This window comes from Pseudomonas sp. YQ_6, from assembly GCF_043103245.1.
GTDB lineage: Bacteria > Pseudomonadota > Gammaproteobacteria > Pseudomonadales > Pseudomonadaceae > Aquipseudomonas > Aquipseudomonas alloputida.
Window position 1 is genome coordinate 59,138 of the sequence record NZ_JBICJR010000038.1, and the last position, 21,028, is coordinate 80,165.

Annotated in this window: 18 protein-coding genes and 1 pseudogene; 18 read left to right on the forward strand and 1 reads right to left on the reverse strand. The window is 56.9% G+C overall.

The window, feature by feature from the left end; genetic code table 11:
- The first annotated feature begins 152 nt into the window (after window positions 1-152).
- The 12 genes and pseudogenes from ACF8FG_RS12100 to ACF8FG_RS12155 all read left to right on the forward strand — a co-directional run.
- Entirely contained in the window at window positions 153-359 is a 207-nt protein-coding gene (locus ACF8FG_RS12100; RefSeq protein ID WP_033995319.1) for a hypothetical protein, read from the forward strand.
- Between the two features lie 7 nt (window positions 360-366).
- Window positions 367-1,317: a replication initiator protein A gene (locus tag ACF8FG_RS12105; RefSeq protein WP_392518813.1), complete on the forward strand. Its 951-nt coding sequence runs from the start codon at window positions 367-369 to the stop codon at window positions 1,315-1,317.
- Between the two features lie 365 nt (window positions 1,318-1,682).
- Entirely contained in the window at window positions 1,683-4,160 is a 2,478-nt protein-coding gene (locus ACF8FG_RS12110) for a DEAD/DEAH box helicase (protein ID WP_392518814.1), read from the forward strand.
- A 1,617-nt stretch (window positions 4,161-5,777) separates the two neighbouring features.
- Window positions 5,778-6,725 carry a phage integrase N-terminal domain-containing protein gene (locus ACF8FG_RS12115; protein WP_114763377.1) on the forward strand — a complete coding sequence of 316 codons (948 nt, stop codon included), beginning with the start codon at window positions 5,778-5,780 and terminating at the stop codon, window positions 6,723-6,725.
- Between the two features lie 91 nt (window positions 6,726-6,816).
- Window positions 6,817-7,128 (forward strand): hypothetical protein, encoded by a 312-nt coding sequence (locus ACF8FG_RS12120; RefSeq protein ID WP_392518816.1) that lies wholly within the window; start codon window positions 6,817-6,819, stop codon window positions 7,126-7,128.
- Window positions 7,129-7,290: 162 nt separating this feature from the next.
- On the forward strand, window positions 7,291-7,551 hold the full coding sequence (locus tag ACF8FG_RS12125; protein ID WP_043269324.1) for a hypothetical protein: 261 nt from the start codon (window positions 7,291-7,293) through the stop codon (window positions 7,549-7,551).
- Window positions 7,548-9,470, forward strand: a complete 1,923-nt coding sequence (locus ACF8FG_RS12130) for a hypothetical protein (RefSeq protein WP_392518817.1) — start codon at window positions 7,548-7,550, stop codon at window positions 9,468-9,470. The genes ACF8FG_RS12125 and ACF8FG_RS12130 overlap by 4 nt, the downstream gene beginning before the upstream one ends.
- Window positions 9,471-9,531: 61 nt before the next feature.
- On the forward strand, window positions 9,532-9,894 hold the full coding sequence (locus tag ACF8FG_RS12135; protein ID WP_392518818.1) for a hypothetical protein: 363 nt from the start codon (window positions 9,532-9,534) through the stop codon (window positions 9,892-9,894).
- Window positions 9,895-10,095: 201 nt separating this feature from the next.
- Window positions 10,096-10,629 (forward strand): hypothetical protein, encoded by a 534-nt coding sequence (locus tag ACF8FG_RS12140; protein ID WP_392518819.1) that lies wholly within the window; start codon window positions 10,096-10,098, stop codon window positions 10,627-10,629.
- A complete protein-coding gene (locus ACF8FG_RS12145) occupies window positions 10,630-10,836 on the forward strand; it encodes a hypothetical protein (protein WP_125857202.1) in 207 nt (68 codons plus the stop codon).
- A 428-nt stretch (window positions 10,837-11,264) separates the two neighbouring features.
- Window positions 11,265-12,059 carry a hypothetical protein gene (locus ACF8FG_RS12150; protein ID WP_267853685.1) on the forward strand — a complete coding sequence of 265 codons (795 nt, stop codon included), beginning with the start codon at window positions 11,265-11,267 and terminating at the stop codon, window positions 12,057-12,059.
- A 630-nt stretch (window positions 12,060-12,689) separates the two neighbouring features.
- Window positions 12,690-12,797 (forward strand): annotated as a pseudogene (locus tag ACF8FG_RS12155) (site-specific integrase); the annotation flags it as partial.
- 392 nt (window positions 12,798-13,189) lie between these two features.
- Here ACF8FG_RS12155 and ACF8FG_RS12160 read toward each other — a convergent pair.
- Entirely contained in the window at window positions 13,190-13,744 is a 555-nt protein-coding gene (locus tag ACF8FG_RS12160; RefSeq protein ID WP_014589435.1) for a serine acetyltransferase, read from the reverse strand.
- A gap of 187 nt (window positions 13,745-13,931) precedes the next feature.
- Between ACF8FG_RS12160 and ACF8FG_RS12165 the strand changes: the two genes are divergently transcribed.
- The 6 genes from ACF8FG_RS12165 to pqqB all read left to right on the forward strand — a co-directional run bounded on the left by ACF8FG_RS12165 (window position 13,932) and on the right by pqqB (window position 20,886).
- Window positions 13,932-14,393 (forward strand): Lrp/AsnC family transcriptional regulator, encoded by a 462-nt coding sequence (locus tag ACF8FG_RS12165; protein ID WP_011953292.1) that lies wholly within the window; start codon window positions 13,932-13,934, stop codon window positions 14,391-14,393.
- Window positions 14,394-14,732: 339 nt separating this feature from the next.
- Window positions 14,733-16,415, forward strand: a complete 1,683-nt coding sequence (locus tag ACF8FG_RS12170; protein WP_003255585.1) for an NAD(P)/FAD-dependent oxidoreductase — start codon at window positions 14,733-14,735, stop codon at window positions 16,413-16,415.
- A 14-nt stretch (window positions 16,416-16,429) separates the two neighbouring features.
- Entirely contained in the window at window positions 16,430-17,224 is a 795-nt protein-coding gene (locus tag ACF8FG_RS12175; RefSeq protein WP_014589434.1) for a carbon-nitrogen hydrolase family protein, read from the forward strand.
- Between the two features lie 140 nt (window positions 17,225-17,364).
- Complete coding sequence (pqqF, locus tag ACF8FG_RS12180; RefSeq protein ID WP_070383373.1) at window positions 17,365-19,665, forward strand: pyrroloquinoline quinone biosynthesis protein PqqF; 2,301 nt, start codon at window positions 17,365-17,367, stop codon at window positions 19,663-19,665.
- Window positions 19,666-19,824: 159 nt separating this feature from the next.
- Window positions 19,825-19,896 carry a pyrroloquinoline quinone precursor peptide PqqA gene (pqqA, locus tag ACF8FG_RS12185; RefSeq protein WP_003243383.1) on the forward strand — a complete coding sequence of 24 codons (72 nt, stop codon included), beginning with the start codon at window positions 19,825-19,827 and terminating at the stop codon, window positions 19,894-19,896.
- 78 nt (window positions 19,897-19,974) lie between these two features.
- Window positions 19,975-20,886: a pyrroloquinoline quinone biosynthesis protein PqqB gene (pqqB, locus tag ACF8FG_RS12190; protein WP_014589432.1), complete on the forward strand. Its 912-nt coding sequence runs from the start codon at window positions 19,975-19,977 to the stop codon at window positions 20,884-20,886.
- Window positions 20,887-21,028 lie beyond the last annotated feature (142 nt).

The window sequence follows — 21,028 nt, forward strand, 5'->3', positions numbered from 1 at the left end:
TCCCACCTTTAGGGGCTCGCTATCTGCCAAGGAGCTATACAACCGCACTACTCCCCCAGAGTCGTGCCCCGTCCCTCGCTACGCCAGCCTGCCCCCAGAAAAGGGGCACTGCATTTCCACTATTTGGGTATCAAGAAAAACGGAGATACCCCATGTCCCTCGAGGAGCAGCTCATTTCTCGCTTCGGTCCGCTTCTATCCATGGAGCAACTGGCCGAACTGTTGCACCGCCCCACCAAAAGCCTGTCTGTTGCCTTGAGCCGTCCCGGCCCGCTGTCCGACCAACTCAACATTGCTCGAGTGAAAATTGGCCGGAAAGTCTACTTCCGGGCAACCGATTTGGCTGCGGCGCTCTCGTAACGTGCCCGTGCAAGTAGATCAGGCGCTAGCACGCCTGGAAGAAAGCCGCCTACGACGTGGAAAAGTCGTTCCGCATGTTAAGGATCGGCTCCCCACCCAAGCGTCGATCGAAGCTCCTTTGGGGGCGATTGAGAAGAACTGTGAGAATCGCGAATTTTTCCTAGCAGATATGTTCGACCTTCCACTCAAATGTGACGGTCACAGCCTTCAGGCGCCGATCTTCTCGCTTTCAACCAAGCCGGATAGAAACGTTTGGGAATGGCGGAGCAAGGACGAAAAATCGTACATCAAAGTGGTTCCATCAGTTCTAGGACGGGCTACACAGCACGATAAAGACATCTTGATTTTTGTGATCAGCCAGCTCGTAGAAGGGCGCAATCGAGGCAGGGCGGACGCAAGAAATCGTACCGTCAGATTCAGAGCATATGACCTCCTTGTGGCCACCAACCGCCAAATTAGCGGGGATGGCTATAGACGCTTGAGAGAGGCGCTGGAACGGCTTAGCTGCACGAAAATCTTGACCAATATTCAGTCGGGTGGTCAGCGATTCAGAGAGGGGTTCGGGCTCATAGATCAATGGCGAATTGTGGAACAATCCGCTAATGACACCCGGATGGTCGCAATCGACATCACCTTATCTGAATGGCTATTCAGCGCCGTTCGCTCGCTTGAAGTGTTAACCCTCGATCCAGCCTATTTCGAGCTTCGATCTCCCCTGGCCCGACGGCTCTACGAGATTGCACGTAAACAGTGCGGATATAAGGGGCAGTGGAGCATTGGCCTTGAGTTGCTAAGGGGGAGAGCCGGCAGTCACTCTCAAATTCCAGAATTCCGGCGCCAGCTACGTGCCATCCAAGCAGAAAATAACCTTCCTGGATACCGATTGGAGCTGAGCGGAAAGGACAGAGTAACCTTCTTCAACCTCAGCAAAATCAGGGTAGGTCATGAGGCTTTATAGCCCCGAGCAGATGGAGCAGGCTGTGGATAGTATCGTCTTTTCACACATACTCGCCTCGTCGTTTCACACACGAAATCCTGTGGAAAGACACGTCGTTTCACCCACGATTGCTTCGTCGTTTCACACACGACGGCTACTGTACATCCCCCACGCTCATTGCGTTTCCGCCCGACTAGCTCCGCCCTAACGCGCGCGCGCGTTTCTTAACAAATAGATCTTTAACTAGCTCAAAGCCCCGCCGTAGCGGTTCCTCAGGTTGAGGCGTTGGGGGGAAACCTCGTCCTACATCAAATAGCCACTACCGAATAGCGGGCCCATCGAATAATGTAGGGTAGGCTCAAAAGACGATTACTATGGAGAGGTAAATGGCTTTAGATTTCGGAAAGCTGAACGCCGGGACAGCTTCAAAACAAACAGATCCGCGAAAAATTTTCACCACCCTCAAGAGGGATGGACGCTTCAGGCGCCCGCTTGATGAGCAGTCAGACGTTCTTGACGCCTGGTACGCTCGCCGGACCGCCCGGGATTTGACGCTTAAGATGAATACGGGAGGTGGGAAGACAGTGGTCGGGCTGCTCTGCCTTCAAAGCTCACTCAATGAAAATGTTAAGCCCGCTGTTTACATAACTCCCGACAGCTTCCTTGTTGCACAGGTTTTAGCAGAGGCTGAAGCTCTGGGAATTGCTGCCACTGATGATGAAAGAGACCCCGATTTCATCGCAGGGCGCGCCATTTTGGTGGCCAATGTACACAAGCTTTTCAACGGACGCTCCGTGTTTGGAGTTGGCGAGAAAAAAATCCCCATCGGCTGCATAGTGATTGATGACGCTCATGCGTGCTTGGGCGTTGTGCATGACCAGTTCTCGATAAAATCTAAAGCTGGCAGCCCTGTGTATGACGGGCTTCTGGAGCTCTTCGGGGAAGACTTAAAGGCACAGTCACCATCAGGGCTGCTCGATATCAAAGCTGCAGATCCCTCTATAGTGATGACCGTACCATACTGGGCCTGGCAAGCTCATCAGGACAAAGTTCTAGCTCTTCTTCATAGCCACAGAAGCGGTAACGAACTCGAGTGGAACTGGCCGTTATTAAGCGATTCGATCCCACTATGCACCTGTGTCTTTGGAGGAGGACGGCTTGAGATCGCCCCTCGGTTTGTTCCGATTGACCGAATCCCGGCGTTCGATTCTGCGAAAAGACGTATCTATATGACGGCGACTCTCGCAGATGACACAATACTGGTAAATCACTTTAAAGCTGAGGCGTCAGAAGTTGCAGAGCCAATCAGGCCCAAGGGAGGCGGTGATATCGGGGATCGAATGATCCTCGCCCCCCAGGAGATAAACCCTGACTACTCAGCGGAACAGATCAAGGCCCTTGTGGCTGAAGTATCAGAAGATCTTAACGTGGTAGTTATTGTTCCATCCAAGCAGAGAGTTAGTTTCTGGGAGGACGTCGCAGACCAGGTCCTAGATAAAGATAACATTCGAGAAGGCGTTGAGCGTCTAAAGCGCTGCCATGTAGGTCTGACAGTATTGATAAACAAATACGACGGCATTGACCTACCTGGAACTGCCTGCGAACTACTCGTCATAGACGGACTTCCCGAGGTATATGGTTTAGGTGAACGTCTGGAGATGCTTCTTCTAGACGGGACCAAAAGGCAACTAGTCCGTCAAGTTCAACGAATTGAGCAAGGCATGGGGCGTGGCGTTCGATCAAGCGACGATCATTGCGTAGTCCTATTGCTGGGTGGAAGATTAACTCAAAGACTTCATCAGCCTGATGCTGAGGAAATGTTTTCATCTGCCACGCGAGCCCAAATTGCCCTAGGAAAAGAGGTAACGGCGCAGATACGCGGAAAACCTATCGAAGAACTAAAGCCAATCTTAGATCTATGCCTAAAGCAGGACGATGAGTGGGTGCAGGCTGGAAGGAATGCTGTAGTTAATGCGCCACCAGTCGAGGGTGGAAACCTTGATGAAAATCAGGTAATGCTCCGTGAGGCCTTCGATGCGGTGCGTGTAGGAAGACACGACATTGCAACAAACAAAACACAAAACGCCGTAAACGGAACCACCGACTCCAAGTTTAAAGGCTACTTAAAGCAGCAACTTGCTGAGTACACGAATTTTACCGATCCGGCGGGGGCGCAAGAAATTCAAATGGCAGCCCTAAGCCATAATTCACGCCTATTGAAGCCTATTGCCGGAGCTACCTACACGAAGCTCAGCGCTCCAGCTGCGGGCCAGGCAGCTTCAGCAGTACGCTTCATGGAGAAATTCCTCGAGGGTAATGACCTGATAATCTGGGTCAATGGATTGCTAGACGACCTAGAGTGGGGTGAGGAAGGATCTAAACGGTTTGAGGCCGCCATGGCCGATTTAGGTAGTTTCTTGGGCTTTGGCTCACAACGACCTGAAGATCAAATCGGCCGCGGCCCGGATAACCTTTGGGCACTAGGCGGACTGAAATACCTAGTCATCGAGTGTAAGAGCGGTGCGGTCTCTGCTCCGAAAATCTCCAAAGGGGATACTAACCAGCTCAATGGATCGATCGTTTGGTTCACAGAGAAATATGACCAGACGTGCGCCATGACGCCAATAATGATCCACCCTAAGACGATTTTTGAGCACGCAGCCTCGCCTCATTCGGATATACGGATCGTGAACGAGCCTGGACTGAAAAAGCTCAGGGACGCAGTTCGTGCATACTCAGTGTCACTGACTACTACAGGTGGCTTCAATGACGCTAGGTCAGTAGAAAAGCAACTGAAACATCACAAGCTCTCAGCTGCAATGATCGTAGACCTCTGCACTGTTGCCCAAGGTTCTAAATCGTAGCCGCTGGAATCTAAGCCCCGGCGTCATCTTGGTTGGTAGATGACGTCGGCTTTTTAAACCTATTAGCTTTTCATAGGTGGCCAATTCTCTGTTCGTAGACTCCAGTCATACGGAATGTGGGCTGCACACCCTAAACAGCTAAACCACCTAGATCCATTCCAAGTTAGTACAAAATGATCAGAGCCATTTAGTTGTAGTCCCTCTCCTCCACTCCAAGGCTCAACAGTGAACTCCTGCCTCCGAACCTCTCTCTGGTCAGTGTCGAGCCAGATCATGACTGCATGGCCGTTAGTTAAATTAAGCAGAACGCGCCCTTCCCGCCATGAAGGCGTGCTCTCAAATACACCTTCGACCGGTCGATCATCAAGACATCCTGTGAGACCTAGCGCAATGCAGATTGCTCCCAGCCAGTGAGATCTCATAATTTGCACCCTCGCTGTTTGTATCAAGTGAATCTGCAGGGGAATGGCCTAACATTCAAACCAAAAACAATGGCTGAAATTACTTGAAAGGCCTTAAAACACTCATTTGGCTCAGGGCGGTTTGGGGCTGGAAAGGGAACGTTTGGGTGCTGTCTAGGGAGGCAAATGACGGAAAGAGGCGGAAAAGGGCATTTTTAGCCGTGGCCCTTTGAGACGTTAAACGACGTGAAAGGCCAGGGAAGGGAACCTCTTGGGGGGGTCTGGGGCGCTTTGGGTGCTTTTTGCCGGAACGTGGCAGGGGGGGTGATAGCTCTGCGTCACTACCATTAGGTAGTGACGCAGAGCGTAGGCCCGCAAAGCGGGCCCAAAAGCGGGTGCATTTATGCACCCGCTGAGGCTCGCCTTTCAGGCTGCAAGCCCCGCTGCGCGAGGCTTACAGCCGATTTTATTTTCAGAGCAGCCTTTTGGCTTGCTTCGACTTATTGGATATGTTTTTCTGGTGACGGCCACGTGATGGCCCCTAATTCTCACCGTTAACCGGATCGGAAATTTCGGTTCCGGTTGCGGGGGATGGTGCAGCCAGCCAGCAATTCTGGTGCTGCATCGTCGCCGCCTCTGATCTGTGAATTCACTCATCAGAGGCGGCAAACGCTCCAGGGTTGGCGACCTGGTAGCGATGATTCATCGCCCGACTCCTGGTGGCGTCACGCCAGGCGATCAACAGAGCCCTCGGCTGTTGTTCGTGAAATTGAGGGTCGTCCAGCTCTGGACGTAAAACTGAGTCGTTGTAGGCGCGAAAACTACATCGGCTCAGACGAGCCGCCTCTACGTGGTCCACCGTAGGGTGACCCTCCAACTGACCTCGGTCAGGCTGTCGTTGTGGACACGGCATTGCACCGGCTCAGCGTGCATTTGGTTGCAGCTCGTCCCCTGGGATTGAGCGCACCAACTCCGTAACCGCGACTCTCCGAGTCCGCTCGTTACGGCGACCTCCTTAGGTCATTAGCAACGTCGTTCCGATCCTGGCCTTGGCCAGCTCCCTTCACTCAGTGATTGGGACAGGAACTAACACTTACCGCTCATCCTCGACGTTGCGGCCGCCCGATATCTGGACGGAATTTCAGCCCTAGCCTTTGAATGGAACGGGCCGGGTCAATGTGTTGACCTTGCTTCAGATATTCACTGAGCGATGGTTATGGACAAACTCGAATGGGATTGGGTGCAGACACAAAAACACAATCGCGACGGTTCTTTCTCCACGCAATCAGCACGACGGGCCACCCTCAGCCTATCGGCACGACAGCTCCGAGAACTTGGCTATAGGAACCTACGTGCTGATCGTGTCGCCCAAAAGCACCTACGAGCCTTGGTAGGTAAATGGAAAGGTGACGGCCTAAGCCCCGCCACGATAAAAAACCGGATGGCGCATCTGCGCTGGGCCTGCGAGAAGGCCGGCCGGCCCGGCGTTGCCGGGTTGAGAAATGATGACCTCGGTATCGAACGTCGCCAGTACATTGCTCGCGAATCCCGTGCTACCGCTTTGACTGTAGGGGCTCTACAGCAGGTACATGACCGCCATATCCAGTTCAGCCTTCGTCTCCAGGCCGAGTTCGGTCTGCGTCGCGAGGAGTCAATTAAATTCCGGGTCGCGGAAGCAGACAGAGGGACCGATCGCATTGCTCTGGCGGCCTCCTGGTGCAAAGGGGGCAGGGCTCGAGAAATCCTGATTCGGACTCCAGAGCAGAAAGCACTGCTCCGCGAGCTACACGACTTCTGCGGAACCTCAAGCCTAATCCCTGCTCACCTCTCGTACGCGCAGCAGCTCAAACGGTATGAATACCAAACCAATGCAGCCGGGCTCCATAAAAACCATGGATTGCGCCACCTCTACGCACAGACTCGATACCTTCAATTGACAGGGAGACAGTGCCCAGCGGTACAACGAACCCTGTCGACACAAGCTCATCTTGTTGGCGGAGAAAACGGGTGGTTTGGACAAGTGATACGGCCAATACCCCAGCTTCCAGAAGGGCTTACTTCCGCAGGGCTTGATGATCGAGATGCCCGCCAAATCATCACGGAGGAACTCGGCCATGGCCGCATTTCAATCACGAACTCTTATCTGGGATCTACCCGCGGATAAGTCGGAATTCCAGCCCTAGGGTTTGACTGGAGTCCAATCCCCCAGCGTGCTCTTTAGGCATGAGGTACCAACTGGCCAATAGGAGCATCCAATGAATGAAACTCAGGTTGAGAAAATCGCCACACAATATGGGATCAACCAACCCGATGCAGGTCGCCTCCTTTCGGAGGCAAGTAAGCTCTGCGCCATCGCGGACGAGCACGGTGAGGTCGATCTGAATGATGCCTGGTTGGTCAACCAGATAGGCATGCAGGAAACCCAGAAATCCTGGCAGGAGCATCATCAGGTAAACGTCGAGCGGGCGCCATATTGGTTGGTGATGCTCGACACCACTCCCGTACCTATCGTGGGCCCCCTCGATCCTGATCTGATCGCCATTTTAGTAGGTAGGGTGCTCGTTTGATCCGTTCAGCACGGGCTCTCGCAACGTGTGAGCCCGTGCACCAAGTCAGAATCTTACAAGCTCTCCCCCTCCTACCATAGGCGAAATTCAGCCCCCTATTTTGGCTGGAATCCGTCTAACACCTGCGTTTTGCTGGTCGCGCAAACCTCGCAGGAATTCTCAATGGACAATTTCCAAATACTGATCCTGGTGCCCCTGATCGCTCTGGGCCTTTATCGTGTTAGCACCAAGCCTGGCATCCACGCCGACCGCCTGCTCTCGCGGCGTAACCGCACGCGCATCGCACACCTGATCACATTTGGACTCGCGCCCGGAACCCTGCTCGGATATGAGGCCTGGGGCACTGTAGGCGTCGTAGCCCCCTTCGTGCTCGGCGTGGCGCTGATCTGCTGGCTGCTACCCGAGCAGTGGAGGGCCCTATGATGGACGCTGAGTCACTCCGAAATTTCGACTGGATCTTCTCCACATTCAGCGGCGTCGTAGAACAGCTAATCGTTGCCACTAGCCCGCTGATGATCGCCATAGGTCATGCCACTGGCTCTCTATTTGTCAGTGGCGCCGCAATCATGCTCATCATGGTGCTGATTGGAGTGCTCGGTCAGAACACAATGCGACAAGGCGTTCTGTCTGGTGCTCTAGTGCTGTTAGCCGTTGGCTGGGGGCTGCAGCCTCAGAAGCTGACACTACCCTCAGGAACAGTTGTCGACTCAGTCAACCTAACCGCCCACGGCGCAACGCTGGCATTCTCCATACAAAAAATTTTCAGCACTGCCATGCAGCGCGCCCTGGACGAACGATTTAGCGACGCGGGGCAGTTTCTGCCGGCGCAAAGTGTCACTGACTCGGCTGTTGAGCGGACCGCATCGCAGTTCGCGAATACTGATCTGGCGAGACTCATCCGGGACTACAATGCGCAGTGCAACCCGTCACCGGAAATGTTCAAAAAGGCCCAGGACGCTGTGCCTATTGAGGCATATCACGCTGTTGGCCTCATGGGTGGTGGTGGGCTGGGGATGCCAGACTCCGACATCGGACTGATGGCACAGCTATCCAAAGCCTGGCACATCCGATTTACACCCTATCAATGGTTAGACGTTCTCGATCTGAACACGATCCAGAGACGCCGAGCTGCCGGCATTGCAGCTCTCAAGGAGAAAAATGACCCTTTCGTAAGTCAATCGCCATATAAGTTGCCAACAAAAGGGTATTGGCTCGGGGCGTATCGTGGCGAAGAAGGGACCACCCCCGACTACCTCTCAATTGGCGATGCACCTGGTGCGTTAGCATCAGCAATGGAAAAACGGGCTCAGGCATGGAAAGAATCCGAGGGGAAAGCAACCGCTCAAGGATTCTCGCCAAGCAACTGCTATGAGGCATACCAAGTCGCACAACTTGGTGCCGAGCAGGCGTATAACGCCCTCGTCGAGACTGGAAGCAAAGCTTCCGATGGTCAATCAGCAAATACAAATAGCGGTGTGGTAGGGGCTGCTCGAGCCCTGCAACGGACCATAAACCGCTCCCTCAATGATGGAAAAGCAGAAAGTAGTTTGTGGTCGGACTTAGTCTCCGGCTCAGTAACCGGTCTGCAGTTAATCAAATCGCTGTCCAGTTACATTGATTTGTACACGCTCTTACCTCTTTATGTTGCCGGCTGTGCAGCCCTCCTATGGCTTGTGCTCACCACCATGCCGATCTATCTGATGATGGCCCTCATCCGAGGCATTACCAGCCTAACCAATTGGCTGTCCCTCTTGGTGTTCCCTGTCTTACTTGTGATCATGGCCCAGTTGGTAACAGTCGCCGCGTCAATCTCTATAGGCAGCGTGGCTGTAACTCAGGCTGCTGCTGTTGCCGGTTGGCAAGGGGCCAGTGCAGATCAAGATCTAGTGCGAGGATCTCTGCTGCTGGTATTCGCGCTAATCCTTCCTGTGAGCGCCTTCATGGCGATGAAGATCACAGGCGTTGTCGTCGGGCCTCTGGGCGCTGCCGCCCAGAATGCAGCAACCACGATTCCCGAAGCGGCCTCCGTAGTGGCAGGGATCGCGATGCGCGTCATTTCCCGAGGCTGGTCCGCAGCAATGGAGAGCGACAATAAACACCCTGGCGGCCCTTCGGGAGGAGGCGACGGCGGAGGGAGCTCCGTGGCTGACCAGGGGACACAACAGAAAGTACGAACCGCGCAGGAGGTCAGTTCCGGCGGTGGGTGGTCCTCAACAGGCAACACTTCTGCACGTTCGTCCATCCCCCCTTTGGTTCCAGGAGTGGCAGCAAACGAGGGTCGTTTCAGCACCGGGAGAACTCCACGTAGCCAGAAAAGACGTCCGAAAAAAAATGACGACTGATAGCTTCTGGCACACCGCAAACAGGGGGATGGTCAGGCTTCCCAACCAATGGAGCCTGACCATGAGTACCACTTACAGCGATTTCCTAGAGCAACAGCATGACTTGGCAGACAGCCCGCCGCGAGATTTGCGTTGGCTACTTGATGCCATGTTGAGACTCAGCCATCGCTACTGGACCCTGGACGATGACCCTAGATACCTCCGCCCGCAGTTAATCGGCTACTCCCTGTATTTCTGCCAAGGTCTATCCGGCGTTCACCCTGCAGCTCCGGAGCTGGACGACTTGGAACTTGAGTTGCTGCTAGGCGAGGTGAATTCGCGCCTAGGAATCGGAATTGAAGTTCAGCGGTTGCATGAGCGCGAGCTGGAACGACGTATGAGTTCACTACCTGCTCCAACAGTTGACTACCTGGGGAGGGCCTAGGATGAAGATTCGGCTCTTGATAGTAGCCGCTTGGCTTTGCTTGGTCATTCCGACAATTGTTTTGATCAACATGGCAAACTCATACATTCCTCTACCATATCCACCAGTTTTGTTCTGGGCGGCAATGTCCTGGGTACATACAGCATGTCTCGCATTGTTTTGCTGGCTTATCGGGCAACGTGAGGCAGCAAAGGTATTTATATGCGTGATGATCGGCCTACCGATTGGAGTTTCGATCTCTTTGATAATGACATGAGCAAGAAGGAAAAAGAAACAATTATGAGGAAAGCTATTCAGTTAGCATCAGCAACCTGCTTAGCTGCAGCACTCTGTGCTTGTAGCCCACCAGGAGCAGAGCCAAATGGCACCTACAAGTCAGATCCTCGCATCAAACTAGGTAGCGTTTGCGTCTGGTACTGCTGGATCAAAAAGGAGAGCTACCTAGACCGACTAGAGCGGTTCTATGGACTGTCTGGATTTCTCTCACTCCCTAATCATTACGAAATCCGTTATGCCCTGAAGGAACTCCGCTACTACGTTGCAGTGAAAAGGGATTCTTTGGGACTTCCCCCCGTAAATAGAGAAGACTGGGCTGGACACATGAAGGCCTACACGAAGAAGGGGCTATTCGGCGAACGTCACTACCCCCCACTGACAAACGATCCGGAGATAGCGGAGCTGACATTCCTACAGCAAGAAGCGAGACGCCTGGAACGTCTCTCGGAGAATACCTAAATGACAGATCCCGAACGTTACCAACTGCGTGCGATCGCCCTCCTCAGCACCGACGAAATCGCTAGGGCTGCCCTTTTGGCCATCCTGGGAGAGACCCTCGACGAGGCGCGCCAGCATCTGACTGAATCCTGCTGGGGAGAAGACCTGCATACCGACCAGGAAATTCAACGCCGGCAGTTGGCTGCACAATTTGGGTTGGAAACCTGAGAAGCAGCCGTTATGATTCTATTCGCTTGGCCGGTCCAGCGTACGAGGCGGAGGGGTAAATCCAGCGTAGTCGCTGCGTGTGGCAGGTACTGAGAGGCGGTTCGATCTGAATACAGACGATCTCCTCCCTTTAGCAAGGGGCCTCAGAGCCCCGCTCTCCCTACCCCATAGGGAGTAAAGAATGAGGAGCCTGAGGCTCCTCTTTTCGCTTCAGTCCTCTGCTTTTCCTCCCGATCCCTATTCGTTCTACCGGCTAGCACTAGTCAGTTTTTTGATGTCAAAATGCCATCGCGAGCTCTACAAGAGCTGCCTCGCCCTGCGTGCTGGTCGGCTTCTGCCACACGTGGTGCGGAATTAGGGTTACCAATCTGGCCACGCCTGCAGGCCAGACTCTAATTCGTTTAGCTCTCAATGAAAGGACTTAGTCTGTGAACCACATGATGAAATTTGCAGCCGCACTCGTAGCCGTTGGAAGTCTGGCAGGATGCGGGGGAGAAGATTTTAGCGGCGCTTACGGAACGGATGGCCCTTACGGAAAACATCTAGTGCTGAATATTACTGGTGACAATGCCAAATTTTTCATTGTAAATAAGTCCACAGCAGAAATCAGCGGTTTGACCGATTTCGCAGTATCTTATAAGAATGAGAAGCTTCTGTTGGACTCGTCTAAAGAGAATGTACATCTGACGTTCAAACGTGCTGAAGATGAGCGCGGACTGAACTGTCTAAACTGCAGCGAACGCTCGATCCGGCTGCCGATCGACTGGGCACTACTCAACTCTGAGCCATACGACGTGGACTCGATGCTGAAAGCGCAAGAAGAGAAGCGCCAAGCGGCAGAAAGAGAAGAGGAGAAACGTAGGGCTGAAGCTGCAAAGCTGGTTAAGTTCAGTGGTGACTGGGTAGCTAAACGTCACTATAAAGATGATTCTCTATTCATTATGTCGATAAGTCCTGAGAAAGGCGTGAAACACTGGGCATTCACTTACAGCACTGCGAACAAACTAATCTCGACGGATCGTAATTTCGAAGTGGATGGCAATGAACTGGTGCTTCTCTCCAGAGACTCATCAACGAAGTACGCCCTGAACGAAGATGGAACAAAATTGATGTGCACCAACTGTAATTCTGAGAATTACTGGCTCAAGGCCGATCCGGTGAAGGTTAACGACCTGGATTACACTCGAGCCCTTGCCGGCAATCCTCAAGAGCAACGTAAGTAGACATAGGATATGCTCCGTATCACTAGCGATACGGAGCTCTACGGCTAGTCTTTTTCAAAACCCATGAGAAGGAGATCAGCAATGGCTACAGAACTGCGCCCAGCCCGCGGGCATCCAGAAGGAAGCTCATCAATACCCCATTTCTCAATTCGAGGAACCGATATCTGCCCAGCTCGTGGCCATCCTGATGGCACCTCCTCCATACCCCACTACCAGATCCGAGGCAGTGACATCTGCCCAGCGAGAGGGCATCCAGAGGGCAGCTCCTCCATTCCGCACTTCACCATCCGTGGCATCGACGTTTGCCCTGCAAGAGGCCACCCTGGGGGAAGTTCATCCATCCCGTGGTACACACTGCGTTAACGCGGATGAGGTAGAAAAAGGTACAACAGAGGTACAGTGCCAAGTGCCTCATGATTTACCTAAATTTGATAAATCTATGAAAATCAATTAGTTGTAGCAGTTGTATATTTCCCTGGATTTGCTTAGATTTACCTAGTGTTGTGGTGTTAGGCCACAACTCATAATCCTTTGGTCCACGGTTCGAGTCCGTGTGGGCCCACCAGATACGACAAAGCCGCGCGATTGCGCGGCTTTTTCATGCCTGCAAGAAATAAATGGTCAGGGGCGGTGTACATCCAGCGCAGCGGCGCCGAGCGCATGACCTTGGAAGTAGCGCTGAAACGGTATCTCAGCGAAATCAGCCCCACCAAGAAGCCGATCACCCAGCACGCCGATAATCGCGGAAAGGTGCCCTATCGATACATCAAGCCAAACACCCTAGCTTGAGAATCAGACAATGAGCCGAATAGCCGCCATTATCAGCTCACAAAATGAGCCGAATATGCTCGCTAATCGGCTCACAGATGAGCAAGCCCATGAATGAACCTGGGCCTGCCCCGTGACTACGGACGCCAGGAAGCTGGCTACAGAGCCAACTGCCTCAAGCCTTTGCGTATTCGTTCGGTGCGCTCATCACTAGCGCGGCGCCTGGGCTAAACGAAGAAGGCCGCACCACTGCACGATCCAGTCCATCGGGCGAGGCCATCAACCATGGGCAACCCCATAAGAACCCTCTCAGTCTGCTCCACCACCCCCTCTGCCAACGTCCACAAATGTACCGCTGTTGGTTAACCCCCTCCAGGACGCATCTCGACCTGCCGTGGGTTGTAGAAGGTCATGCCAGGCGGAATATCCCGCGTAACCAACGACATCGCGCCAATCACCACGTCATCGCCAATGTCGATGCGATCAGCAACGATGCAACTGTTGGCGCCCATGCTCACGTTGTCACCAATGCGCAGTGCGTACTCATCCAGCCCCAGGGTCTTGATGCCAATCGAGCAGTTCTGCCGGATGAAGAAGTTGCGCCCGATGCTCACATACCGGGTAATCACCACCCCCGGCAGGTGCGCGATGCGCAGGCCGGGGGCAATCTGGGCGCCGATGTCGATGTCCACCCCATACTTGAGGTTGAGCCGCTGTTGCATGCGCCGGGCGTGACGCCGGGCAAGGCCGCCGCGGGCGTCGAGGTACTGGGCCAGGCGATAGGCGAAGAGGAAACGCAGTTTGTTGTCCTTGCGTGCGCGGCGCAGCACGTTGAACAGCAGGCTGATAGGGCGTCCGGGCCTTTTCTTGTTGGAGACTTCCAGTCGCCAGCATTCGAGCAGGTGGTCGAGGTTCACGCTGAGGTTCCCGTTGAACTAGCACTTCATCATGCCGAATTAGTGTCGAAGACGCAGCCTTCGGACATGCGCGGCCGTTCTAACCCAAAGTACCAAGCCGACGCCGTCAACGGTGATCGACTGCACCTGGCCTTGCCCTGATTGGCACAGGCTGGCTAGGCTAGCGGGCCAAACGTAGAGACTCGCCATGTCGGATGCCCGCTCCATCACGCTGGATGAAATCGATCGCCAGCTGATCGCCCTGCTGCAGATCAACGCCCGCGAAAGCGTCGCCACCCTCGCCCGCCAGCTGGGCATCGCCCGCACTACCGTCAATTCGCGCCTGGAGCGGCTGGAGAAAAACAAGGTTATCTCCGGCTATGGCGTGCGCCTGGGCCAGAGTGTGATAGGCGGCGGGTTGCAGGCGTATGTCGGGATCAAGGTACAGCCGCGTTCCGGCAAGGACGTGGTGCGGCGCCTGAGTGCCATGGGCCAGGTGCAGCAGCTGTGTGCGGTAAGCGGCGAATTCGACTATGTGGCCTGGCTGCGTACGGACTCGCCCGAGCAGCTGGATCAGTTGCTCGACCAGATTGGCAGTGTCGACGGTGTGGAGAAAACCACCACGTCGATCATTCTCAGCAGCAAGGTGGACCGTGGACAGCCGCTTTGAACGAACTGGCGCTCGGGTGAGGTTAGCGGGCGTGGGTCAGTTCTAGATTTCACGGCAGGAGCCGGTTGTAGGAGCGGGTTTACCCGCGAATAGGGCAGAGAATCTACCGACGCATTCGCGGGTGAACCCGCTCCTACAAAGGGCCAGGGCGTTTTTTGAATTACCTCGACCGCCTGCCTCGTCTTAATGAACATGAACCTGATCATTACGACGAAACTAACTACATTCAGACAACACTCTGCACCTTAATAACGAACACCCCACTCCCTAAAATGACAGCCGGGCATCTCCTATACTCAGGCTCCGCTCCTCGCGCAGCCTCTCTGGCAAGGTCATTTCATGAACAAGAAGAACCGCCACCCCGCCGACGGCAAGAAGCCAATCACCATTTTCGGCCCGGACTTCCCTTTTGCTTTCGACGACTGGCTGGAACACCCGGCAGGCCTGGGCAGCATTCCGGCTGAGCGCCATGGGGAAGAGGTGGCCATTGTCGGTGCCGGTATCGCCGGCCTGGTAGCGGCCTACGAGCTGATGAAGCTGGGCCTCAAGCCGGTGGTGTACGAGGCTTCCAAGCTGGGCGGCCGGCTGCGCTCGCAAGCCTTCAATGGCACTGACGGGATCGTTGCCGAGCTGGGTGGCATGCGCTTCCCGGTGTCGTCCACCGCCTTCTACCACTACGTCGACAAGCTGGGCCTGGAAACCAAGCCCTTCCCCAACCCGCTAACCCCGGCTTCGGGCAGCACGGTGATCGACCTGGAAGGCCAGACCTACTACGCCGAGAAGCCCACCGACCTGCCGCAACTGTTTCATGAGGTAGCCGACGCCTGGGCCGATGCGCTGGAGAGCGGTGCGCAGTTCGCCGATATCCAGCAGGCCATCCGCGACCGTGATGTACCGCGCCTGAAGGAACTTTGGAACAAGCTGGTGCCGCTGTGGGACGACCGCACCTTCTACGACTTCGTCGCCACCTCGCGCTCTTTTGCCAAGCTGAGCTTCCAGCACCGGGAAGTGTTCGGCCAGGTCGGTTTCGGCACCGGCGGTTGGGACTCGGACTTCCCCAACTCGATGCTGGAAATCTTCCGCGTGGTGATGACCAACTGCGACGACCACCAGCACCTGGTGGTCGGCGGCGTGGAACAAGTGCCACAAGGCATCTGGCGCCACGTACCGGAACGCTGCGTGCATTGGCCGGAGGGCACCAGCCTCAGCACGCTGCATGGCGGCGCACCACGTACCGGGGTCAAGCGCATTGCCCGCGCCGCCGATGGCCGCCTGGCGGTCACCGACAACTGGGGCGATACCCGCCACTACAGCGCAGTACTCGCCACCTGCCAGACTTGGTTGCTGACCACCCAGATCGACTGCGAGGAATCGCTGTTCTCGCAAAAGATGTGGATGGCCCTGGACCGTACCCGCTACATGCAGTCGTCGAAAACCTTCGTCATGGTCGACCGCCCATTCTGGAAGGACAAGGACCCGGAAACCGGCCGTGACCTGCTGAGCATGACCCTCACCGACCGCCTCACCCGCGGCACTTACCTGTTCGACAACGGCAACGACAAGCCCGGGGTGATCTGCCTGTCGTACTCGTGGATGAGCGACGCGCTGAAGATGCTGCCGCACCCGGTGGAAAAGCGCGTACAACTGGCCCTGGATGCGCTGAAGAAGATCTACCCGAAGACCGATATCGCCGGGCACATCATCGGCGACCCGATCACGGTTTCCTGGGAGGCCGACCCGTACTTCCTCGGCGCCTTCAAAGGCGCGCTTCCGGGCCATTACCGCTACAACCAGCGCATGTACGCGCACTTCATGCAGCAGGACATGCCGGCGGAGCAGCGCGGTATCTTCATTGCCGGTGACGACGTGTCATGGACCCCCGCCTGGGTTGAAGGCGCGGTGCAGACGTCGCTGAATGCAGTGTGGGGTATCATGAACCACTTTGGTGGCCACACCCACCCCGACAACCCCGGCCCGGGCGATGTGTTCAACGAAATCGGGCCGATCGCCCTGGCGGATTGAGACAAGGAGGCACCATGCGCATCGCTCTGTACCAGGGCGCACCCAAGCCACTGGATGTGCCCGGCAACCTGCAACGGCTGCTCCACCAGGCGCAGCTGGCAGCCGAACGCGGCGCACAGTTGCTGGTGTGCCCGGAGATGTTCCTGACCGGCTACAACATCGGCCTGGCCCAGGTCGAGCGCCTGGCCGAGGCCGCCGATGGCCCGGCAGCCATGACTGTGGTGGAGATCGCCCAGGCGCACCGTATCGCCATTGTCTATGGCTACCCGGAGCGCGGCGATGATGGGGCGATCTACAATAGCGTGCAGCTGATCGATGCGCATGGCCGCAGCCTGAGCAATTACCGCAAGACCCACCTGTTCGGTGAACTGGACCGCTCGATGTTCAGCCCTGGTGCGGACCACTTCCCGGTGGTGGAACTGGAAGGCTGGAAGGTTGGCCTGCTGATCTGCTACGACATCGAGTTCCCGGAGAACGCCCGACGCCTGGCGCTGGACGGCGCCGAGCTGATCCTGGTGCCGACGGCGAACATGACGCCGTACGACTTTACCTGCCAGGTGACCGTGAGGGCACGGGCGCAGGAAAACCAGTGCTACCTGGTATATGCCAACTACTGCGGCGCGGAAGACGAGATCCAGTATTGCGGGCAGAGCAGCATCATCGGCCCGGATGGCAGCTTGCTGGCCATGGCCGGGCGGGATGAGTGCCAGTTGTTGGCAGAGCTCGAGCATGAGCGGGTGGTACAAGGGCGCAGGGCGTTTCCCTACCTGACCGATTTGCGCCAGGAGCTGCACCTGCGTAAGGGCTGACAGGGGCCGCTATGCGGCCCATTCGCGGGCACGCCCGCTCGCACGGGATCTGCGCTGCCTTTCATACCAGCGCCATACCCGCGAAAAGGCCGGGCCTGCGAACAAATCGGTTAGCATGGAAAGCAGCCACCGGAGCCCCCATGCCTGACGCCATCCGCCAACTTACCCTCGCCAATGGCTTGCAACTGACCCTGCGCCACGCCCCTCGCCTCAAGCGCTCGGCCGCCGCACTGCGGGTGCACGCGGGCAGCCACGACGCGCCTGCCAAATGGCCCGGCCTGGCGCACTTCCTCGAACACCTGTTCTTCCTCGGTACCCTGCGCTTCCCGCTGGAAGACGGCCTGATGCGCTACGTGCAAGCCCTGGGTGGCCAGGTCAACGCCAGCACCCGCGAACGCGCCACCGACTTTTTCTTCGAGGTGCCACCCAACGCGCTCGGTGGCGGTCTCGAGCGCCTGTGCCAAATGCTGGCAGAACCGAATCTGGGCATCGAACGCCAACGCCGTGAACGCGAAGTGATCCATGCCGAATTCATCGCCTGGTCGCGCAATCCATCGGCCCAACAGCAGTTCGCCTTGCTGCAGTCAGTGTCAGCCAAGCATCCACTGGGCGCTTTTCATGCTGGCAATCGATACACCCTGGCCTTGCACGACGCGGCTTTCCAGCAAGCGCTTGCGGGCTTTCATCAACGCTTTTACCAAGGCGGCCAGATCTGCTTGAGCCTTTGCGGGCCGCAGCCGCTGGATGAACTTGAACGCCTTGCCCGGCAGCATGCCGAACTGTTCGCTGCAGGTGAGCGCGTGCCGCAAATGCTGCCGCCGCCACTGCCAGCAATCGCTAGCTCTCTGACCTTCACTCACCAAGGCCTCCCCAGCGGAGCCGAGCACGCCCTGGAACTGCTGTTCGCTTACCTGGAAGACAGCCGCCCAGGTACCTGGCTGGGCGCGCTGCGCGAGCGTGGCTGGCTACAACGTTTCACGGCCGAAAGGTTGTATGCGTTCGCCGGTCAGCTGCTGTGGCACCTTGACCTGAAACTCAGTGCCGACGCTTGCCCGGACGAAGCCAGCGCCCTGCTGCAAGGTTGGTTCAAGTTCATCCGTCAGGCCGACCGCGAACAGTTGAACCACCAATTCGGCTTGCTGCAGCGCAGCCGTGCGCACAGTGCCAGCGCGCTCGAGCTGGCCCGCCGGGACAGCACTGGCCAGCCGTTCGCCAAGCTGGATACACAAGGGTTGCAGGCGCTTGGCGCCCTGCTCGAAAGTCTGCCAGGTGGCGACCATGGCGATTGGCAGCTTTTGCCAGTCGACCCATTGCTGAAGGCTGACCTGCCCCATGCCAAGACGCAGCCGCTGCCGGCAGCGATGAAGATCAGTGACCAGCTCCCGCCAGCGCGCCAATTCGCAGCGCTGTACCTGCGCTGGCATGTACCTTCACCTTTGCGCCAGCCGTTAGAGCGTGTGCTGGAACAGGCCCTGGCGCCACTGCAGGAACGTTGTGACCGCGCCTCTGTGCAGTTGCAGTACAGCAGTGCCGGGGAATACTGGCAGTTGCGCTGCGCCGGCCTGCCAGCAGCAGTGCTGCGGGCAGTGGAACAAGCCTTGGCATTGATGCTCAAGCCACCTGCCAGTTGCTGGCTGCCCTGCACGGCGCAGCCCCCGGCCCTGATCCCCATCAGGGCCCTGCTCAAGCAACTGCCAGACGCAGTAAGGGGCAGCGTGCCCGCAGTGGTGCCTGCCTGCACACTGACCCAGCAGCAACTTGACAGCCTGTGGCTGCACACCGAGTGGCATGGCATGGCTGCAGGCTTCGAGGATACCGCGCTAAACGCTTTGGGTACCGCGCTGTTGCAGTGCCCTGGGCAAGGCTCGCGGCCGAGCCCCCTGCCATCATGGGCCAACCACCGCTGGCAGCATGCCCACGTGCCAGGCAGCGAACATGCCCTGCTGCTGTTCTGCCCGTTGCCTGCGGCCAAAGAAGCCGCAGGCCGCCTGTTAGCCCAATTGCTGCAAGGGCCGGTTTACCAGCGCCTGCGGGTAGACTTGCAACTCGGCTACGCGGTGTTCAGCGCCTTTCGTCAGATCGAGGGTGTCGGTGGGCTGCTGTTCGGCGTGCAATCCCCCCACACCGCACAGGCACAGGTGCTCGACCACCTGCTCAGCCTGCTGCGCCATGGCGTCACCCTTGACCCGGCCGCTCGCCAGGCATTGGCTGGGCAATTCGACGAGCCCGCCATGGCCGATGCCGATGTCGCCGAATGGGCGTGGCAGACACACTTGGCCACACAAGCCGATCGGCTGGATGTGCTGCGCAGGTCTATCCTGACTACGCGGCAGACGGATCTGGACCACCTGCTGAGCGACCTGCTCGACCCAGGTTCCGCTTGGCTATGTTTGGCCAACGCTGCCGCGCCAGACACTTCCTGGCAGGGCGAAAATCGATGATTATTACGCGAACTGCAACGGCGCTTCTCGAATAATTAACCTTCCGGTTCAAATTTTTCTTGTAAGATAGCGCAATCCCGTTTTCACGGAACTGCCAACGCATGGCGGTACCCAAGTAGTAGCTGAACAACCCAACCCTCATTCGGAAGGAGTAATTCCATGTGGACCAAACCTGCATACACTGACCTGCGTATCGGCTTCGAAGTCACCATGTACTTCGCTAACCGCTAAGCCAGGCTTAGGGTTTCACGCCTCGGCCTGCCGGGGCGTTTTCGTTTTTCCGATCCGGTTTCTGCATAGAGAGTGGCCATGTACATCCAGGTTCTCGGTTCCGCCGCCGGTGGCGGGTTCCCGCAGTGGAACTGCAACTGCGTCAACTGCAAGGGCTACCGTGATGGCACCCTGAAAGCAACGGCGCGCACCCAGTCATCCATCGCCCTTTCCGACGACGGTGTGCACTGGATATTGTGCAATGCCTCGCCCGATATCCGCGCCCAACTGCAGGCCTTTGCGCCGATGCAGCCAGCCCGGGCACTGCGCGACACCGGTATCAACGCCATCGTCCTGCTAGACAGCCAGATCGACCACACCACCGGCCTGCTCAGCCTGCGCGAAGGCTGCCCGCATCAGGTGTGGTGCACGGACATGGTCCACCAAGACCTGACCACCGGTTTCCCGCTGTTCAACATGCTCAGCCACTGGAACGGTGGTCTGCAGTGGAACCGTATCGAGCTGGAAGGCAGCTTCGTGATCGACGCCTGCCCCAACCTCAAGTTCACCCCCTTCCCCCTGCGCAGCGCCGCGCCGCCTTATTCGCCACACCGCTTCGACCCGCACCCGGGCGATAACCTGGGTTTGATGGTCGAAGACACCCGCACCGGCGGCAAGCTGTTCTACGCCCCGGGTCTGGGCCAGGTAGACGAAAAGCTGCTGGCGATGATGCACGGTGCCGACTGCCTGCTGGTCGACGGCACCCTGTGGGAAGACGACGAAATGCAGCGCCGTGGCGTGGGCACCCGCACCGGCCGCGAGATGGGTCACCTGGCCCAGAACGGCCCTGGCGGCATGCTGGAAGTGCTCGACGGCTTCCCGCGCCAGCGCAAGGTACTTATCCACATCAACAACACCAACCCGATTCTCGACGAAGACTCACCCGAGCGCGCCGAAGTCCTGCGCCGGGGCGTCGAAGTTGCCTTCGATGGCATGAGCATCGAGTTGTAAAACAGTCTGTGAGGCGACACCAGACCCTGTGGGAGCGGGCATGCCCGCGAAAAAGCCAACACGGTCTATGGCACCGGTTTCGCCGGTGTTCGCGGGCACGCCCGCTCCCACGAGGGAGGGAGATGTGCCAGGCCAGATAATC

Excerpts from the sequence above, each read along its gene's own strand:
- pqqF (WP_070383373.1), top strand. The coding sequence starts at position 17,365 with ATGCCTGACGCCATCCGCCAACTTACCCTCGCCAATGGCTTGCAACTG.
- ACF8FG_RS12115 (WP_114763377.1), top strand. The coding sequence starts at position 5,778 with ATGGACAAACTCGAATGGGATTGGGTGCAGACACAAAAACACAATCGC.
- ACF8FG_RS12175 (WP_014589434.1), top strand. The coding sequence starts at position 16,430 with ATGCGCATCGCTCTGTACCAGGGCGCACCCAAGCCACTGGATGTGCCC.
- ACF8FG_RS12120 (WP_392518816.1), top strand. The coding sequence starts at position 6,817 with ATGAATGAAACTCAGGTTGAGAAAATCGCCACACAATATGGGATCAAC.
- ACF8FG_RS12130 (WP_392518817.1), top strand. The coding sequence starts at position 7,548 with ATGATGGACGCTGAGTCACTCCGAAATTTCGACTGGATCTTCTCCACA.
- ACF8FG_RS12140 (WP_392518819.1), top strand. The coding sequence starts at position 10,096 with ATGCGTGATGATCGGCCTACCGATTGGAGTTTCGATCTCTTTGATAAT.
- ACF8FG_RS12135 (WP_392518818.1), top strand. The coding sequence starts at position 9,532 with ATGAGTACCACTTACAGCGATTTCCTAGAGCAACAGCATGACTTGGCA.
- ACF8FG_RS12170 (WP_003255585.1), top strand. The coding sequence starts at position 14,733 with ATGAACAAGAAGAACCGCCACCCCGCCGACGGCAAGAAGCCAATCACC.
- ACF8FG_RS12100 (WP_033995319.1), top strand. The coding sequence starts at position 153 with ATGTCCCTCGAGGAGCAGCTCATTTCTCGCTTCGGTCCGCTTCTATCC.
- ACF8FG_RS12110 (WP_392518814.1), top strand. The coding sequence starts at position 1,683 with ATGGCTTTAGATTTCGGAAAGCTGAACGCCGGGACAGCTTCAAAACAA.
- ACF8FG_RS12125 (WP_043269324.1), top strand. The coding sequence starts at position 7,291 with ATGGACAATTTCCAAATACTGATCCTGGTGCCCCTGATCGCTCTGGGC.
- ACF8FG_RS12145 (WP_125857202.1), top strand. The coding sequence starts at position 10,630 with ATGACAGATCCCGAACGTTACCAACTGCGTGCGATCGCCCTCCTCAGC.
- pqqB (WP_014589432.1), top strand. The coding sequence starts at position 19,975 with ATGTACATCCAGGTTCTCGGTTCCGCCGCCGGTGGCGGGTTCCCGCAG.
- ACF8FG_RS12165 (WP_011953292.1), top strand. The coding sequence starts at position 13,932 with ATGTCGGATGCCCGCTCCATCACGCTGGATGAAATCGATCGCCAGCTG.